At 72.3% G+C, this 14,425-nt stretch carries 11 protein-coding genes and 2 tRNA genes; 5 read left to right on the forward strand and 8 right to left on the reverse strand.

Going from position 1 to position 14,425, the window contains the following annotated elements:
• Window positions 1-82: 82 nt before the first annotated feature.
• Both C8250_RS11255 and C8250_RS11260 read left to right on the forward strand, forming a co-directional pair.
• Window positions 83-2,314, forward strand: a complete 2,232-nt coding sequence (locus C8250_RS11255; protein WP_138352647.1) for an elongation factor G-like protein EF-G2 — start codon at window positions 83-85, stop codon at window positions 2,312-2,314.
• A gap of 160 nt (window positions 2,315-2,474) precedes the next feature.
• The gene (locus tag C8250_RS11260; RefSeq protein WP_138352648.1) at window positions 2,475-4,124 is read left to right on the forward strand and encodes a hypothetical protein; all 1,650 of its coding nucleotides are present in this window, start codon (window positions 2,475-2,477) and stop codon (window positions 4,122-4,124) included.
• 169 nt (window positions 4,125-4,293) lie between these two features.
• On the opposite strand, the gene C8250_RS11265 is transcribed toward C8250_RS11260, so the two are convergent.
• From C8250_RS11265 to C8250_RS11280, 4 genes are all read right to left on the reverse strand, one after another.
• A complete protein-coding gene (locus C8250_RS11265) occupies window positions 4,294-4,851 on the reverse strand; it encodes an HIT domain-containing protein (RefSeq protein ID WP_138352649.1) in 558 nt (185 codons plus the stop codon).
• A 110-nt stretch (window positions 4,852-4,961) separates the two neighbouring features.
• Entirely contained in the window at window positions 4,962-6,941 is a 1,980-nt protein-coding gene (thrS, locus tag C8250_RS11270; protein ID WP_138352650.1) for a threonine--tRNA ligase, read from the reverse strand.
• Window positions 6,942-7,064: 123 nt separating this feature from the next.
• Entirely contained in the window at window positions 7,065-8,318 is a 1,254-nt protein-coding gene (locus C8250_RS11275) for a hypothetical protein (protein ID WP_138352651.1), read from the reverse strand.
• Window positions 8,318-8,884: a DUF4365 domain-containing protein gene (locus C8250_RS11280; RefSeq protein ID WP_138352652.1), complete on the reverse strand. Its 567-nt coding sequence runs from the start codon at window positions 8,882-8,884 to the stop codon at window positions 8,318-8,320. The genes C8250_RS11275 and C8250_RS11280 overlap by 1 nt, the downstream gene beginning before the upstream one ends.
• A gap of 179 nt (window positions 8,885-9,063) precedes the next feature.
• On the opposite strand from C8250_RS11280, the gene C8250_RS11285 reads away from it, so the two are divergent.
• Window positions 9,064-9,756, forward strand: coding sequence for an exonuclease domain-containing protein (locus C8250_RS11285; protein WP_138352653.1), 693 nt, complete (start codon window positions 9,064-9,066; stop codon window positions 9,754-9,756).
• 130 nt (window positions 9,757-9,886) lie between these two features.
• Here C8250_RS11285 and C8250_RS11290 read toward each other — a convergent pair.
• Window positions 9,887-9,958: transfer RNA gene (locus C8250_RS11290), tRNA-Val, on the reverse strand.
• Between the two features lie 38 nt (window positions 9,959-9,996).
• A complete protein-coding gene (locus tag C8250_RS11295; protein WP_138352654.1) occupies window positions 9,997-10,461 on the reverse strand; it encodes an SRPBCC family protein in 465 nt (154 codons plus the stop codon).
• 142 nt (window positions 10,462-10,603) lie between these two features.
• Between C8250_RS11295 and C8250_RS11300 the strand changes: the two genes are divergently transcribed.
• On the forward strand, window positions 10,604-13,141 hold the full coding sequence (locus C8250_RS11300) for a hypothetical protein (RefSeq protein WP_198357480.1): 2,538 nt from the start codon (window positions 10,604-10,606) through the stop codon (window positions 13,139-13,141).
• An 86-nt stretch (window positions 13,142-13,227) separates the two neighbouring features.
• Here C8250_RS11300 and C8250_RS11305 read toward each other — a convergent pair.
• Window positions 13,228-13,299, reverse strand: a tRNA-Val gene (locus C8250_RS11305).
• 54 nt (window positions 13,300-13,353) lie between these two features.
• Window positions 13,354-13,767, reverse strand: coding sequence for a TIGR02611 family protein (locus C8250_RS11310; protein WP_138352655.1), 414 nt, complete (start codon window positions 13,765-13,767; stop codon window positions 13,354-13,356).
• Between the two features lie 190 nt (window positions 13,768-13,957).
• On the opposite strand from C8250_RS11310, the gene C8250_RS11315 reads away from it, so the two are divergent.
• Window positions 13,958-14,371 (forward strand): SsgA family sporulation/cell division regulator, encoded by a 414-nt coding sequence (locus tag C8250_RS11315; protein WP_003959770.1) that lies wholly within the window; start codon window positions 13,958-13,960, stop codon window positions 14,369-14,371.
• The last annotated feature ends 54 nt before the right edge of the window (window positions 14,372-14,425 follow it).

The following is a 14,425-nucleotide window of genomic DNA, read 5'->3' on the forward strand; positions in this document are numbered from 1 at the left end:
CGGGGCACCTCCGGTGCGGTCTCCCGTGACGTTGCGCGTTTGTGCCCCTGCAGAGGGCGCGGTCCCCCATGCAGTGACGGACATGGAGGCGAGACCCGTGGGTGGAGCAGCCGACAGGAGAGACGTACATCCAGGAGCCGCCGGAAGGGCACCGGCGGCCGGCCGGCCCGAGAAGGTGCGCAATGTGGTGCTGGTCGGCCACAGCGGAGCGGGCAAGACCACACTCGTCGAGGCCCTGGCGCTGGCAACCGGCGCGGTGAACCGGGCAGGGCGGGTGGAGGACGGCGGATCGATCTCCGATCATGACGAGATCGAGCAGCGGCAGCAGCGGTCGGTGCAGCTGTCACTTGTGCCGGTCCTCTGGGGCGATATCAAGATAAATCTGCTGGACACTCCCGGATACGCCGACTTCGTCGGGGAGTTGAGGGCCGGTCTGCGAGCAGCGGACGCGGCCCTCTTCGTCGTTTCGGCGGCGCAGGACGCCTCGGGCGTGGGCGGCGCGACCCGGTTGGTGTGGGACGAGTGCGCGGCGGTCGGGATGCCGCGGGCCGTGGTGGTGACGCATCTGGAGGCGGCCCGGTCCGACTTCGACGAGATGACGGCGCTGTGCGCCCGGGTCCTCGGCGACGACTCCCCCGAGTCGGTGCTGCCGCTGTACCTGCCGCTGCACGGCGAGCAGGGCCCGGACGGGCACGCCCCGGTCACCGGGCTGATCGGGCTGCTGTCGCAGCGGGTCTTCGACTACTCGACGGGCGAGCGGACCGAGCGGGCCCCCGAGCCCGGGGAGGTGCCGCTGATCGAGGAGGCCCGCAACCGGCTCATCGAGGGGATCATCGCCGAGAGCGAGGACGAGACCCTGATGGACCGCTACCTCAGCGGCGAGGAACTGGACCTCAAGACCCTCACCGAGGACCTGGAACGGGCGGTCGCCCGCGGCACGTTCCACCCGGTGCTCGCCGCCGCCCCCGCGGCCGACGGCGCCCGGCAGGGGCTCGGCACCCTGGAGCTGCTGGAACTGATCACCGGCGGCTTCCCGACCCCGCTGGAGCGCGAGGCGCCACCGGTGAGCGCCCTGCAGGGTGGCCCGTGCCCGCCGCTGACCTGCGATCCCGACGGGCCGCTCGCCGCCGAGGTGGTGAAGACCTCCTCCGACCCGTACGTCGGGCGGATCAGCCTGGTGCGGGTCTTCTCCGGGACGCTGCGGCCGGACGAGACGGTCCATGTCTCGGGGCACGGCATGGAGGACCGCGGGCACGCGGACCATGACGTGGACGAGCGGGTGGGCGCGCTGTCCTCGCCCTTCGGCAAGCAGCAGCGCGGGGTGGCGAGCTGTGTCGCGGGCGATCTGGCCTGCGTCGCCAAACTGACCCGCGCCGAGACCGGCGACACCCTCTCGGCCAAGGACCGGCCGCTGCTCATGGAGCCGTGGGTGATGCCCGACCCGCTGCTCCCGGTGGCCATCCAGGCGCACAGCAAGGCCGACGAGGACAAGCTCTCGCAGGGTCTGGCGCGGCTCGTCGCCGAGGATCCCACGATGCGTCTCGAGCAGAACCCGGACACCCGGCAGGTGGTCCTGTGGTGCCTGGGCGAGGCGCATGCCGATGTCGCGCTGGAACGGCTGCGCAGCCGCTACGGGGTCCAGGTGGACGCCGTGCAGCACCGGGTGTCGCTGCGCGAGACGTTCGGTGAGCAGGCCACCGCGCGCGGCCGGCACGTCAAACAGTCCGGCGGGCACGGCCAGTTCGCGATCTGCGAGATCCAGGTCGATCCGCTGCCGGCCGGCTCCGGCATCGAGTTCGTCGACAAGGTGATCGGCGGCGCGGTACCGCGGCAGTTCATCCCGTCGGTGGAGAAGGGCGTCCGCGCGCAGGCCGCCCGGGGTGTGGCCCTCGGCCACCCGGTGGTGGACATCCGGGTCACCCTCACCGACGGCAAGGCGCACTCGGTGGACTCCTCCGACGCCGCGTTCCAGACCGCCGGGGCGCTCGCCATGCGGGAGGCGGCCGCCGGGGCCAGGATCGACCTGCTGGAACCGGTCGTCGAGGTCGGGGTGCTGGTCTCCGACGACTACGTCGGTTCGGTGATGAGCGATCTTTCCGGACGGCGCGGCCGGGTCCTGGGCAACGAACCGGCCGGTCCTGGCCGCACCCTGGTGCGGGCCGAGGTGCCGGAGATCGAGATCGGCCGGTACGCCGTCGACCTGCGGTCCCTGTCGCACGGCACCGGCCGCTTCAGCCGCGCGTACGCCCGCCACGAGCCGATGCCCCCGCCGCTCGCGGCCAAGCTCAGGGAACAGGCGGATTCCGCCAAGTAACGCCGCAGGAAGGCCGGTCGGCGGTCCGTGTGCACCCCGCGCGGACCGCCGCGCCGATACTGTGGGCATTGCTCCAGAAGTGTGACGGCCCCGCTCGCGGGGAATGGGCCGGTGGAGCCGTTGTGCCCGCGGGGTCGTGTGGGGGAATGAGGGGGCGGTAGTGGCAGACGGCAAGGGGTTCGACTTCAGCCCCGGGGCGCAGGTCCCGCTGATCGGTACGGAGGGCGGCACCGCCGCAACCCAGGCCCTGTCGTCCGCGGCCTATCGGGACTCCCCGGTCGAGGACCTCAGGAAGGCCAACGAGGACGCGGTCTTCACCCCTCCCCGGCTCTCGCTCTTCGAGCCCAACCTCGGTGAGGCGTTCGCCCGTTCCGTCCAGGTGCGGATGCTCGGCGCGGCGCGCGGCGAACTCGTGCAGTCCTTCGGTGCCGAACCGCAGTCCGTCGTCGAGCACTGTCTCGCCGCGAACCGGATCCGGCAGGAGCGCGACAACCGGCTGACGATCGTGATGGCCGTCTTCGGGCTGCTGTTCCTGCCCGGGGTGCTGATCTGGCTCGGCGCGTTCCAGCTGCGCAGGTCGCTGGCGAAGGCGCAGGACTCGAAGGCGGGCCCGCTGGGCGCGGTGATCCTGCTGATCGTCGTCGCGTTCGCCGCCCTGCTCATCATCAAGCCGCCGCTTACCGGGTTCTGGCGCCAGTACCTGCGCGTCATGATGCTCGTACCGGTGCTGGGCTGGTTCTGGGCCAAGCGCATCTGCGAGCAGACCGCGAAGGACCTGCGCGAGCGCTGGGCCGGCCTGGTCTCCGGCACCGGCGTCGGCGCCAAGATCCCCGAGGCCGTACCGCGCAACCCGAACCAGACCAGGGCGGAGACGCTGCGGCAGAGCCTGGCGAAGCTCTCCGCCGAGCAGAACAGCAACGTGGTCTTCTATGCGGGCCCCAAGGGAATACTGGGCATGGGCACCCGCTGGGGCAGCTGGCAGATGGCCGAGGAGCTGGTGCCACGCGACGGCCTCGCCGAGATCCACCCCTTCCGCAGCTGGGACGTCATCCGCGCCATCCACGACAAACTGCGGATGCTGGAGCGCGGCCCGCTGCACACCGGAGGCTTCCCCAAGGCGTCGATACGGCACTGGGTCGTCGCCCCGACCGGGGAGAACGCCAAGGCCATCTCCCGGCCCACCGGCGCCGAGGTCGAGGCGTTCACCGTCAAGGACTTCGAGATCCAGCGGATCTGCAACAACCAGCAGTTCGGCAAGGGCAACCGGCACTACCTCGGCATCCAGTTCGTCCTGTGGGACGGCCAGTTGGTGATAACGCTGATGGTCACGGTGACCGTGCTGGCGCAGACCCTGCGGGTCGAGGTGACGGGCCACGCGCTGGGCCCCGTGCACCCGATCTTCACCGCACCGCCGGCGCCCAACTCCAAGACCGTCTCGCACCCGGTCAAGTTCTGGGAGACCCACACGGTGCAGCTACCGCTGATCCACCCCGGCGAGGTGGTCCGGCTGGCGGCCCGCGCGCCGCTCACCCGGTTCCCCAGCGTGCTGGACCACCTCGGCGGCACGCTCGCACTGCCCGAGCCGTTCGGCCTCCGGCACACCTGGGCGGACAAGCCGTGGAAGCACCGCTTCATGGCCGACGACGCGCTGCGCGCCGCGACCCCGGTGCTGCGCGCGGTGCACGCCGCGGCGATCCACGTCATGAAGGAGAACGGCGTCGACACCTCGCACTTCACCAACCGCTCGCTGATGCTGAGCGGCCTGGTCCAGGGCGCGGAACCCCGCAAGGCGGACGCGTACGACGCGTAAAGCCTGTCCGGCGGATCATGGGCACACCGGACGGAAGGGGGCCGGGGCCGCAGGGGTGGGTTTCGAAATGCTGCCGAGCTATTTGTGGGCCGCCAGGCCCGTAAATAGTCGATTTCGGACCCCTGCCCCGGAGGTCCCGGCCCCCGACCCACGACGCACCCGGCAGGGACTAGTGCGGCCAGACGTCCGCGAGCATCTTGCGGGTGTCTGCCAGCAGTTGCGGCAGGACCCGGGTGTGCCCGATGACCGGCATGAAGTTGGTGTCGCCGCCCCAGCGCGGCACCACGTGCTGGTGCAGATGCGCGGCGATCCCCGCGCCCGCCGCCCCGCCCTGGTTCATGCCGATGTTGAAGCCGTGCGCCCCGGACGCGGTGCGCAGCGCCGTCATCGCGCGCTTGGTCAGCCCGGCCAGCTCGGCGGTCTCCGCCAGATCCAGCTCGGTGTAGTCCGCGACGTGCCGGTAGGGGACCACCATCAGGTGGCCGCCGTTGTACGGGTAGAGGTTGAGCACCGCGTAGACGTGCTCGCCCCGCGCGACGATCAGGCCGTCCTCATCGGATTTGGACGGGATCGAGCAGAACGGACATCCGTCGCCGGCCTCCGGGCCGGTCGGCTTGTTCTCACCCTGGATGTACGCCATACGGTGCGGGGTCCACAGGCGCTGGAACGCGTCCTGCGTACCCACTCCGATCTGCTGCTCCGGCTCACTCGTCATGCCGATCAGCATAGGACTTCCGGGTCCCGCCACGTGGCGCAGGGGCGGTTCCCACGGCAACGCGCAGGCCCCTGGGGTGCGAGTCGCTCGCGCCCCAGGGGCCTGCGGTCGTACGCCGTGTGTCAGACCTGGACGCGGTCCTCGACGGCCTTGGCGATCTCGGCGACGGCCTCGTCGACCGGCACGCCGTTCTTCTGGGTGCCGTCGCGGTAGCGGAAGGAGACCGCGCCGGCCTCCATGTCCTCGTCACCCGCGATGATCATGAAGGGCACCTTGGCCTTCTGGGCGTTGCGGATCTTCTTCTGCATGCGGTCCGAGGAGGCGTCCACGTCGACCCGCAGCCCGAGGGCCTTCGCCTTGGCGGCGAACTCCTGCAGGTACGGGACGTGCGCGTCACCGATCGGGATGCAGGTCGCCTGCACCGGCGCCAGCCAGGCCGGGAAGGCACCCGCGTAGTGCTCAAGGAGCACCGCGAAGAACCGCTCGATCGAGCCGAAGAGCGCACGGTGGATCATCACCGGACGCTGCTTGGAACCGTCGCCGGAGGTGTACTCCAGGTTGAAGCGCTCCGGCAGGTTGAAGTCGACCTGGATGGTCGACATCTGCCAGGTCCGGCCGATGGCGTCGCGCGCCTGGACGGAGATCTTCGGGCCGTAGAAGGCGGCGCCGCCCGGGTCCATGACCAGTTCGAGGCCCTGCTTCTCCGCGGCCTTGCGCAGCGTCTCGGTGGCCTCGTCCCAGTTCTCGTCCGACCCGATGAACTTCTCCGGGTCCTTGGTCGAGAGCTCGAGGTAGAAGTCCTCCAGGCCGTAGTCGCGCAGCAGGTTCAGCACGAAGGTGAGGGTCGAGTCGAGCTCATCCGCCATCTGCTCCTTGGTGCAGTAGATGTGCGCGTCGTCCTGGGTGAAGCCGCGGGCGCGGGTGAGGCCGTGCACGACACCGGACTTCTCGTACCGGTACACGGTGCCGAACTCGAAGAGCCGCAGGGGCAGTTCACGGTAGGACCGGCCCCGGGCGTCGAAGATCAGGTTGTGCATCGGGCAGTTCATGGGCTTGAGGTAGTAGTCGGTGCCCTCGTCGAGCTGCATGGGCGGGTACATGCCGTCGGCGTACCAGTCCAGGTGCCCGCTCTTCTCGAAGAGCGCGCCCTTGGTGGCGTGCGGGGTGTAGACGAACTCGTACCCCTCCTGCTCGTGCCGCTTGCGCGAGTAGTCCTCCATGACCCGGCGGATGACGCCGCCGCGCGGGTGGAAGACGGCCAGGCCGGACCCGATCTCCTCGGGGATCGAGAAGAGGTCCAGCTCGGAGCCGAGCTTGCGGTGGTCGCGCTTCTCGGCCTCGGCGAGGAACTCCAGATACGCCTTCAGCTCGTCCTTCGACGGCCACGCGGTGCCGTAGATGCGCTGCAGCTGCTTGTTCTTCTCGCTGCCGCGCCAGTACGCGGCGGCGCTGCGCATCAGCTTGAAGGCGGGGATGAGCCGGGTGCTGGGCAGGTGCGGGCCCCGGCAGAGGTCCTTCCAGCACAGCTCGCCGGTGCGGCTGTCGATGTTGTCGTAGATGGTCAGCTCGCCCGCGCCGACCTCGACGTTCGCGCCGTCGTCGGAGGAGGCGGAGCCCTTGAGGCCGATCAGCTCCAGCTTGTACGGCTCGGCCGCCAGTTCCTCGCGGGCGTCGTCGTCGCTCACCACGCGGCGAGAGAAGCGCTGGCCACGCTTCTGGATCTCCTGCATCTTCTTCTCGATGCTCTTGAGGTCCTCCGGGGTGAAGGGGGTCTCGACGTCGAAGTCGTAGTAGAAGCCGTCCTTGATGGGCGGGCCGATTCCGAGCTTCGCCGACGGGAACAGCTCCTGCACGGCCTGGGCCATGACATGCGCGGCGGAGTGCCGCAGGATGTTCAGCCCGTCCTCGCTGGTCAGGGGGACGGCTTCGACCTCGTCGCCGTCGGCGACCGGGTACGCCAGGTCCTTCAGCGCGCCGGCGACGCGCGCGGCGACGATGCTGCGGTCGCCGTCGAAGAGCTCTCCGGCGGTCGTCCCGGTCGTGACCACCCGCTCTTCCCGCTCAACGGAATCGCGAATGATGATCACACGGACGTCTGACACCGGTTCTCTCCCATGACTCAATACCGCACGGCGGCGGATGCCGCACGGGTGAATCGTACCGAGCCCGGCGGGTCCGCCGCGAAGTGATGGGGGGCGGTGAGCGACCGAGAGGCCGTTCCCGCGTCAGGAGTCTCCGCCGCAGGCGTCCTCGAAGGTGTCGACGCCGCCGTGCAGCGACTTCAGCAGCCGGTCCCGTTCGGCCTCGTCCACCTGGACCGGGGTGACGCCGACGGCCTCGGTGAGCCGGCGGAAGCCGCCGCGGCTCTCCAGCCGTCCGCTGACCCGGATCGGCAGTCCGACCAGGTGGGCGTGGGCGGCGATACGGTACTCCGCCTCGTCCAGCCGGACCCGGACCTGGCGGACGTCGGCGCCGGCGAGGACCCGGAGCCGGACCGAACCGCCGCCGGACGGGGTGGGCCGGCGCAGCCGGACGACGGTGCCCGTCACCCGGACCGGGACCGACGGTTCGCGGCGCAGATAGCGGGCGCTCGCCGCCTCCAGGGCCGGCAGGTCACCGGGCGAGAACTCCACCGGCTCGGGACGGCTCGCGAAGCCGCCGGGCGGACCGGCCGCCGGTGACCAGGCGAGCGCCACCTCCATGCCCTCGGTGCCGCGCACCAGCCGGACCAGCGCCTCGGCCAGCTCATGGCAGACGCCGAGGTCGACCGCGGCGTCGAACGCCTCCATCCCGCCGGTGGCGCGCTGGAGGTCCACCGCGTCCCGGGCCGCCTGCAGCGCCCGCAGCAGCGTCGAGGTCGCCGGCCGGCCCTCGGGGACGGGGGCGTACGCGGTGAGCAGATGGCCGCCGGTCACCGGCCCGACCAGGACCTGTTCCAGGAAGCCCGCGGCATGCGGCCCGTGCCGCTCGCCGAAGTACCCGGCGGTCTGCCGGGCGGCGCGCGCGGCGGCCAGCAGCATCGCCCGGGCGCCGGCCCGCAGCTGCTCGGCGGTGGTCCACGGCACCGCCTCGCCGATCCGCGGCACCTCGCGCCGCCAGCGGATCTCGTCGCCGGGGACGGTGAGGGCGAGCAGCACCTCGCGGGCGGACGGGGCGGCGGAGCGCGCGAGTGCGGTGAGCGCCTCACCGAGCAGGTCGGTGTTGTCCGCGTAGCCCGGGTCCGTGGTCCGGCCGCGGCGCGGACGGCCCTCGGGGACGAGCAGGCTGGTGCCGGTGCCGTTCCCCGTCGGCCGGCCGGCGTCCGCCCCCGCGTCCTGGAGCCGGACGGCGCTGCCGGGCGGGGTCCAGCGGCTGTAGCGGCCGGGGGCGCCGCCGCGCCGCTCCCAGCCGTGCCGGACGAGCAGCGCGGTCAGTACCGCGGGGTCGACCCGCTCGGGGTCGGGCAGAACGGGCTCATCGGTGTCGGTGGGCCGGTGCATCACGGTCTTCCTCCCGCCCCGACCCGCGCCATGATCTGGCACAGCGCACGGTCGTCGAAGATCCGCGCGGTCGGTATCCGCACTGTGGTCTTGCGCTTGCCCGTCACGGCGACGCCGGCCAGGTTCGTCCAGTAGCAGCAGTGCCGCAGTTCCAGCCGGTCGTGCCCGGCCGCCAGCCACTCGTCCTGCGTGCGCGGCACGAGCATCACCACCAGGATCTTGTGCACCGACGCCGGGGTCCTGGCCAGTTTCACCAGGTGCTCGTTCTCCAGCGTGAAGCCGAAGGTCGGCCCCGCCGGATGCGGGGCGACCTGGTAGGTGCACTTGAGCTGCACCTTTATCGTCACCTCGTCGTCGACGGCGTGCGCGCGCGAACTGTGGCTGAGATGCCAGTCGATGCCGTTGTCCGGGAAGGGCTGGGCGAGCGAGCAGCCGGCCGCCGCCGCGACCGCGTGCAAATACCCCACCTGCAGGGTCTCCATGCAACTGGTGGTGGCGAGCCCTCCCCTGAGCGGTGTGGCCCGCTCGGCCGTCGGCTCGCCCGGGGCGGGCTGCGTGAGCGCCATCGCTCTTCCGTGCCTTCCGAGCCGTGCGTTGTCAGTGCGTATCCGTCACCTGTGTCTTCTCCACCAGCGGAGGGTCGCAAACAGTTGCGGTTCAGTGACCACGAGTTACGGGTACATACCGCTCAGGGGCGGCAGATCTGACCGCCCGTCAACCTCCCCGACATCCTTGGGAGTACCCCATGCCTCGCTGGTACGACGGACCACTGGCCTCCTTCGACACCGAGACCACCGGCGTGGACGTGGAGCACGACCGCATAGTCTCCGGGGCCCTCGTGGAGCAGGACGCTCCCGGCGCCGAACCCCGTGTCCTGCGCTGGCTGGTGGACCCGGGTGTGCCCGTGCCGGAGGGCGCGCGAGCCATACACGGACTCAGTGACGCCTTCCTGCGGCGGCACGGCCGCCGGCCGGGTCCGGTCGTCGAGGAGATGGCGCAGGCGCTCGCCGGCCGGGCGGCCCGGTCGGTGCCGCTGGTGGTGATGAACGCGCCGTTCGACCTCACGCTGCTGGACCGGGAGTTGAAACGGCACCGCGGCGGAACGCTGCACGGCCGGCTGGACGGGGCGGCGCTGTGCGTCCTGGACCCCCGGGTGCTCGACAAGGCGCTGGACCGCTACCGCAAGGGCCGGCGCACCCTCACCGACCTGTGCGCGCATTACGGCGTCGAGCTGGCGGACGCGCATGACGCCGCGGCGGACGCGACGGCGTCCCTGGAGCTGGCCCGGGCGATAGGCCGCCGCTTCGCGGAGCGGCTCGCCGAGCTCGGCCCCGCCGAGCTGCACGAACGCCAGACGGCGTGGCACGCGGGCCAAGCCCGCGGCCTGCAGGCCTACTTCGCCAGGAACGGTACGCCGGAACGCTGCGACCCGTCCTAGCCGCTGCGGCCCGCGCCGATGATCCCCGCGCAGCGCGCACGGCCCCCTGCCGCCTGAGCGCCAGGACCCGCGCGGCGCCCGTCACGCACGAAACCGGCCGGTCCATGAGGACCGGCCGGTTTCCCTGCTGTGGGCGATACTGGGATCGAACCAGTGACCCCTTCGGTGTGAACGAAGTGCTCTCCCGCTGAGCTAATCGCCCGGGACGTCCCGAACAATACAGGGCGCGGGCCCGTCCGTTCAAACGCCATTCCCGGCCGGGCCGGCCACGAGCCGGTCCCGCAGCCCCCGCCGCCCCTGGCGCATCATCAGCGCGTGGTTGGCCCGGAAGAACGGCCGGCACGGCACCGCGAGGCGCCGCATCAGGGGCTTGCGGACGACCACGTCCTCCTCGAAGAGCAGCCGCGTGCCGCCGCCGTCGGCCGTCACCGTCCAGCGGACCCAGCCCTCCAGGTCCCCGGTCATCGTCACCTCCAGCACTCCGGCGGCGTCGTCGTGGCGCGACTCGCGCGCGTCGACGACCAGGTCGTACGGGAGCACGGAACGGAACCGGAGGGTGCCGGTGGTCTCGCTGGTGCGCCGCACCTCGCGCACCTGCCGCCACCACGACGGGTACTCGTCGGGACGTTCCAGAACGGCGTAGACGGCATCGGGGCGGGCGCCGAGACGCCAGGTGGTGCGGAAGCGGTAACGGCTCCAGTCCATGGAAGCCAGTGTGGGTACTCAGGCACGTTCTGAGTACCGGCCCGGATGACGGATCTCGTGGTCCACGCCACACTCCATCGGTATGGAGCCCCTACCGCCACCCGCCCAATGCCCGGCCTGCGGAACGTTTCCGCACCCGGCGATGCCCGTACCGGTGTGCCCGCGCTGCGCGCTGCCGCTCACCGGCGAGATCGCCGCGGAGCTACGGGCGGTCGGGACCGCGCTCGCCGCGGTCGACGCGGAACGCGGCCGTCTCCTGGGCCGCCGGGCCCAGTTGCTCGCCGCGGCGCGCCCGGTGGCCTACCCACCGCCGCCGCCCGGCTGGGGCCCGCGCCCCGGTCCGGCCGCGGGTCCCTTCGCGGTTCCGTTCGCGCGTCCCGTCGCGGGTCCCGTCCGTGAGACGTCACCGCCGAGCGCGCAGAATCTGCTGCTCTCCCTCGGCGGCGCCCTGCTCGCCGTCGCGGTGACCGCCTTCACCGTCGTCAACTGGGGACAGCTCGGCATCGGCGGCCGGTCCGCGGTCCTGGGCGCGCTGACCCTCACCGCGCTCGCCGTTCCCGCGCTCCTGCTGCGCCGTGCGCTGTCGGCTACCGCCGAGGTGATCGCCTGCCTCGGGCTGGTCCTGCTGCTGCTCGACGCGTACGCCGTGCGGCGGGTGAGCGCGGAGCTCGGCGAGATCCACGCGCTGGTGTACACCGCCGGGTGCCTCGCCGTCGTGAGCGCCCTCTGGGCGGGCTACGGGCTGCTGCTGCGCGGCCGGCTCGTGCTGCCCGCGCCCGTCGCGCTGGTCCTCGCCCAACTGCCGCTGCCGCTGTGGGCGTGGGCGCACAGCTCCGTGCGCGGTTTCGCCGCCGCCGTGCTCCTCGCCGCCGCGTCGGACGCAGCTCTCGCCGTAACGGCACCGGGCCGCCGGCTGCCGCGCGGTCTGCGGACGACCGGCGCCGTGGCCGGCACGGTGTCGGGTCTGCTGGGCCTGGCCGCCGCGCTGTGGCTGTCGCTGGACGCCGCGTCGACCGGCGCCGCGCTGCAGGCCTGCGGCCTGCTGCTGGCAGGTGCCGCGGTGGCCCTCACGGCCGCCCACCGCCTCCCGGCGGCGGCTCCGGTGCACCCGGTTCCCGTCGCCGGTACGCCGCCCCTCAGCGCCCCCGTCACCCGGCACCCCGCCGCCGCACTGCTCGCCGCTCTGGCCGCTCTCGTGACCATCGCCGGGACCGGTGGCGTGGTGCGGACGTGGGTCGCGGACGACTGGGTCGTTCCGGGGTACCTGGGCTGCGCGGTGGCGGTGCTGGCCCTGGCCGCCGCCCTGCGCGGCGGATCGCGTGGCGCCACGGCCGACGGGGTCGCGACGGGAGCCTCGGCGGCGCATCTGCTGGCGGCGCTGTGGGCGGTGCCCGCGCTGGCCGTGACCTGTTTCGGGCCGCTGAGCTGGGTGGGTTCGATCTGGTCGGGCGCCCCGCACAGCGCCCACGACGCTCTGACGCCTCATGGGCTGCGGGTCGCTCCGCCGTCCATGGTGGTGGTCGCCGGGCTGCTCGCCCTGGTCCTCACGGCGACCGCGCTGCGGCGCCCCGCGTGGCGGGTGCCGGGCCCCGCGGCCGTGGTGTGCGGCGCCGTGACCGTCGCGGCGCTGCCCGCGGCCGCCGGCGCGACGTACCCGGTGGCGCTCTCCCTGCGGCTCGCACTCGCCGTCGCGCTGCTCGCGGCGGCCGTGGCCGTACGCGTGCCGCTGCTGTCGCGCACCGCGCTCATAGCCGGCACGGCCACCGCGGTGACCGCGGTGGCCTGGGGTCTCGCCGGGCGGACCGCCACGTTCGCCGTGCTGGGTGTGCTCCTGGCGGCGTTCGCGGGGACCGCGGCGGTGCGCGGTGACATCGTGCGGCGGACGGTGGGCGCCGTCGGCACCGTGGCGTGCGCGACCGGGCCGGCCTGGGCCGGTCCGGCGGCCGCGGGCCATCCGTCGCAGGTGGCGGCCTTCCTGGTCCTCGCGGTCGGCGCCACCGCCGTGCTGTCCGCGGCGCCGTCCGGGTGGCCCCGGCAGGCCCTGGAGTCGGCGGGGTGGGTCGCGGCGGCGCTGGCGGTCGTGTTGGCCGTCCCGGACGCTCCGGCCCTCGCCCTGGTCCTCGCGGCGGCCGGTGTGCTGGCCGCCGCTCTCGCCCTGCGCCAGGACCGCCGGCAGGCCGTCTACGCCGCCGGCGCCCTGACGGCCGCGGCGAGCTGGGTGCGGCTGGCCGCCTCCGGCGTCACGACACCGGAGGCCTACACGCTGTCGCTGACCGCCGCGGGGCTGCTCGTCGGCTGGCTGCGCCGCCGCCGCGACCCGGCGGCCTCGTCCTGGTCCAGTTACGGCCCGGGGCTGGCGGCGACCCTGCTGCCCAGTCTGGTGGCCGCGTGGGGCGACGCGCACTGGCAGCGCCCGCTGCTGCTGGGCGCGGGCGCGCTCGCCGTGACGCTGCTGGGCGCCCGGCACCGGCTGCGGGCCCCGCTGCTGCTGGGCGGCGCCGTCCTGGTGCTCCTCGCGCTGCACGAGCTGGCCCCGTACGTCGTCCAGGTCGTGGGCGCGGCGCCGCGCTGGCTGCCGCTCGCGGTGGCGGGTCTGCTGCTGCTGGCGCTGGGCACGACGTACGAGCGCCGGCTGCGCGACGTCCGCCGGGTGCGCGAGGTCATCGGCCGGATGCGCTGAGCGCGGCGCGCTGGGTTTCCGGGGCGCGGGAGTCCCGGAAACGCCGAGGGCCCGGAAGCGTTTCGCTTCCGGGCCCTCGGTCGGGGTGGGCGATACTGGGTTCGAACCAGTGACCCCTTCGGTGTGAACGAAGTGCTCTCCCACTGAGCTAATCGCCCCCGTGCGGGGACAACATTACCGCACCTCAGACGGTGCCCCGGACCATCCGCGGGTCAGCCGATCCGCCATGGCATCTCGAATCCGAACCGCCAGACGTAGTAGCCGAGCAGGGCGCCGATGATCACCAGTCCGACGGCCGTCAGGATGATGTTGCGGCGCCGCACCCTGGGGTCGAGCGCACGCTGCGCCGCCTCGGTCACCTTGCGCTTCGTCCAGCGCAGCACGAGCTGCGCCCAGACGAATTCGGTGGCCCAGATCGCCATTCCCCCGAAGATCACCAACCAGCCGGGGCCCGGCAGCGGCAGCATCACCACACCGGCCGCCACCACGGCCAGCCCGACGATGAACACCCCCACCTGCCAGCTGAGGTGCAGTCCCCGGGATTTCCTGATGAATTCAGGAGCCTTGGAACCGAGTCTCCGGTCCATGGCCACATTCCCCTGAATTTCGTCACTCTCCGCAGTCATGGCGCCAAACCTACCCGAAGGGCGGAGATCACCGGAATGGCCTTCGACACCGTAAAAGTACTGGGCCGGACGAGGTACCAGAAGCCTCACAAACCAGTCAGAGGGGTTTACAACGTCCCCGCAGGTGGCATGTCGATTTCGCCGACGTGCGAATCCCCGAGCGCACACTGAGCGAAAGGCCCTGGCGCTTATGAACACCACGGTCAGCTGCGAGCTGCACCTGCGCCTCGTTGTGTCGAGCGAATCCTCACTGCCTGTACCCGCAGGCCTGCGGTACGACACGGCCGATCCCTATGCCGTGCACGCCACCTTCCACACTGGTGCCGAAGAGACGGTCGAATGGGTGTTTGCCCGCGATCTGCTCGCCGAGGGCCTGCACCGGCCTACCGGCACCGGAGACGTCCGGGTCTGGCCGTCGCGCAGTCATGGCCAGGGCGTCGTGTGCATCGCCCTCAGCTCCCCAGAGGGGGAGGCGCTGCTCGAAGCCCCGGCGCGGGCACTGGAGTCGTTCCTCAAGCGGACCGACGCCGCCGTGCCCCCGGGCACCGAGCACCGTCACTTCGATCTGGACACCGAGCTCTCCCACATCCTCGCGGAGAGCTGACCCCAGCCCACCAGCCGTCCGGTGCCGTCCTACTCGGGGGCATGGCCCGGACCC

This window comes from Streptomyces sp. So13.3, assembly GCF_005860785.2.
Taxonomy (GTDB): Bacteria; Actinomycetota; Actinomycetes; order Streptomycetales; family Streptomycetaceae; genus Actinacidiphila; species Actinacidiphila fildesensis.

What these genes read in the sequence shown, in the direction of transcription:
- C8250_RS11280 (WP_138352652.1), bottom strand. Translation starts at nt 8,884, where the DNA reads ATGGCGCTCACGCAGCCCGCCCCGGGCGAGCCGACGGCCGAGCGGGCC.
- C8250_RS11315 (WP_003959770.1), top strand. Translation starts at nt 13,958, where the DNA reads ATGAACACCACGGTCAGCTGCGAGCTGCACCTGCGCCTCGTTGTGTCG.
- C8250_RS11310 (WP_138352655.1), bottom strand. Translation starts at nt 13,767, where the DNA reads ATGACTGCGGAGAGTGACGAAATTCAGGGGAATGTGGCCATGGACCGG.
- C8250_RS11300 (WP_198357480.1), top strand. Translation starts at nt 10,604, where the DNA reads ATGCCCGTACCGGTGTGCCCGCGCTGCGCGCTGCCGCTCACCGGCGAG.
- C8250_RS11275 (WP_138352651.1), bottom strand. Translation starts at nt 8,318, where the DNA reads ATGCACCGGCCCACCGACACCGATGAGCCCGTTCTGCCCGACCCCGAG.
- C8250_RS11295 (WP_138352654.1), bottom strand. Translation starts at nt 10,461, where the DNA reads ATGGACTGGAGCCGTTACCGCTTCCGCACCACCTGGCGTCTCGGCGCC.
- C8250_RS11265 (WP_138352649.1), bottom strand. Translation starts at nt 4,851, where the DNA reads ATGCTGATCGGCATGACGAGTGAGCCGGAGCAGCAGATCGGAGTGGGT.
- C8250_RS11255 (WP_138352647.1), top strand. Translation starts at nt 83, where the DNA reads ATGGAGGCGAGACCCGTGGGTGGAGCAGCCGACAGGAGAGACGTACAT.
- C8250_RS11285 (WP_138352653.1), top strand. Translation starts at nt 9,064, where the DNA reads ATGCCTCGCTGGTACGACGGACCACTGGCCTCCTTCGACACCGAGACC.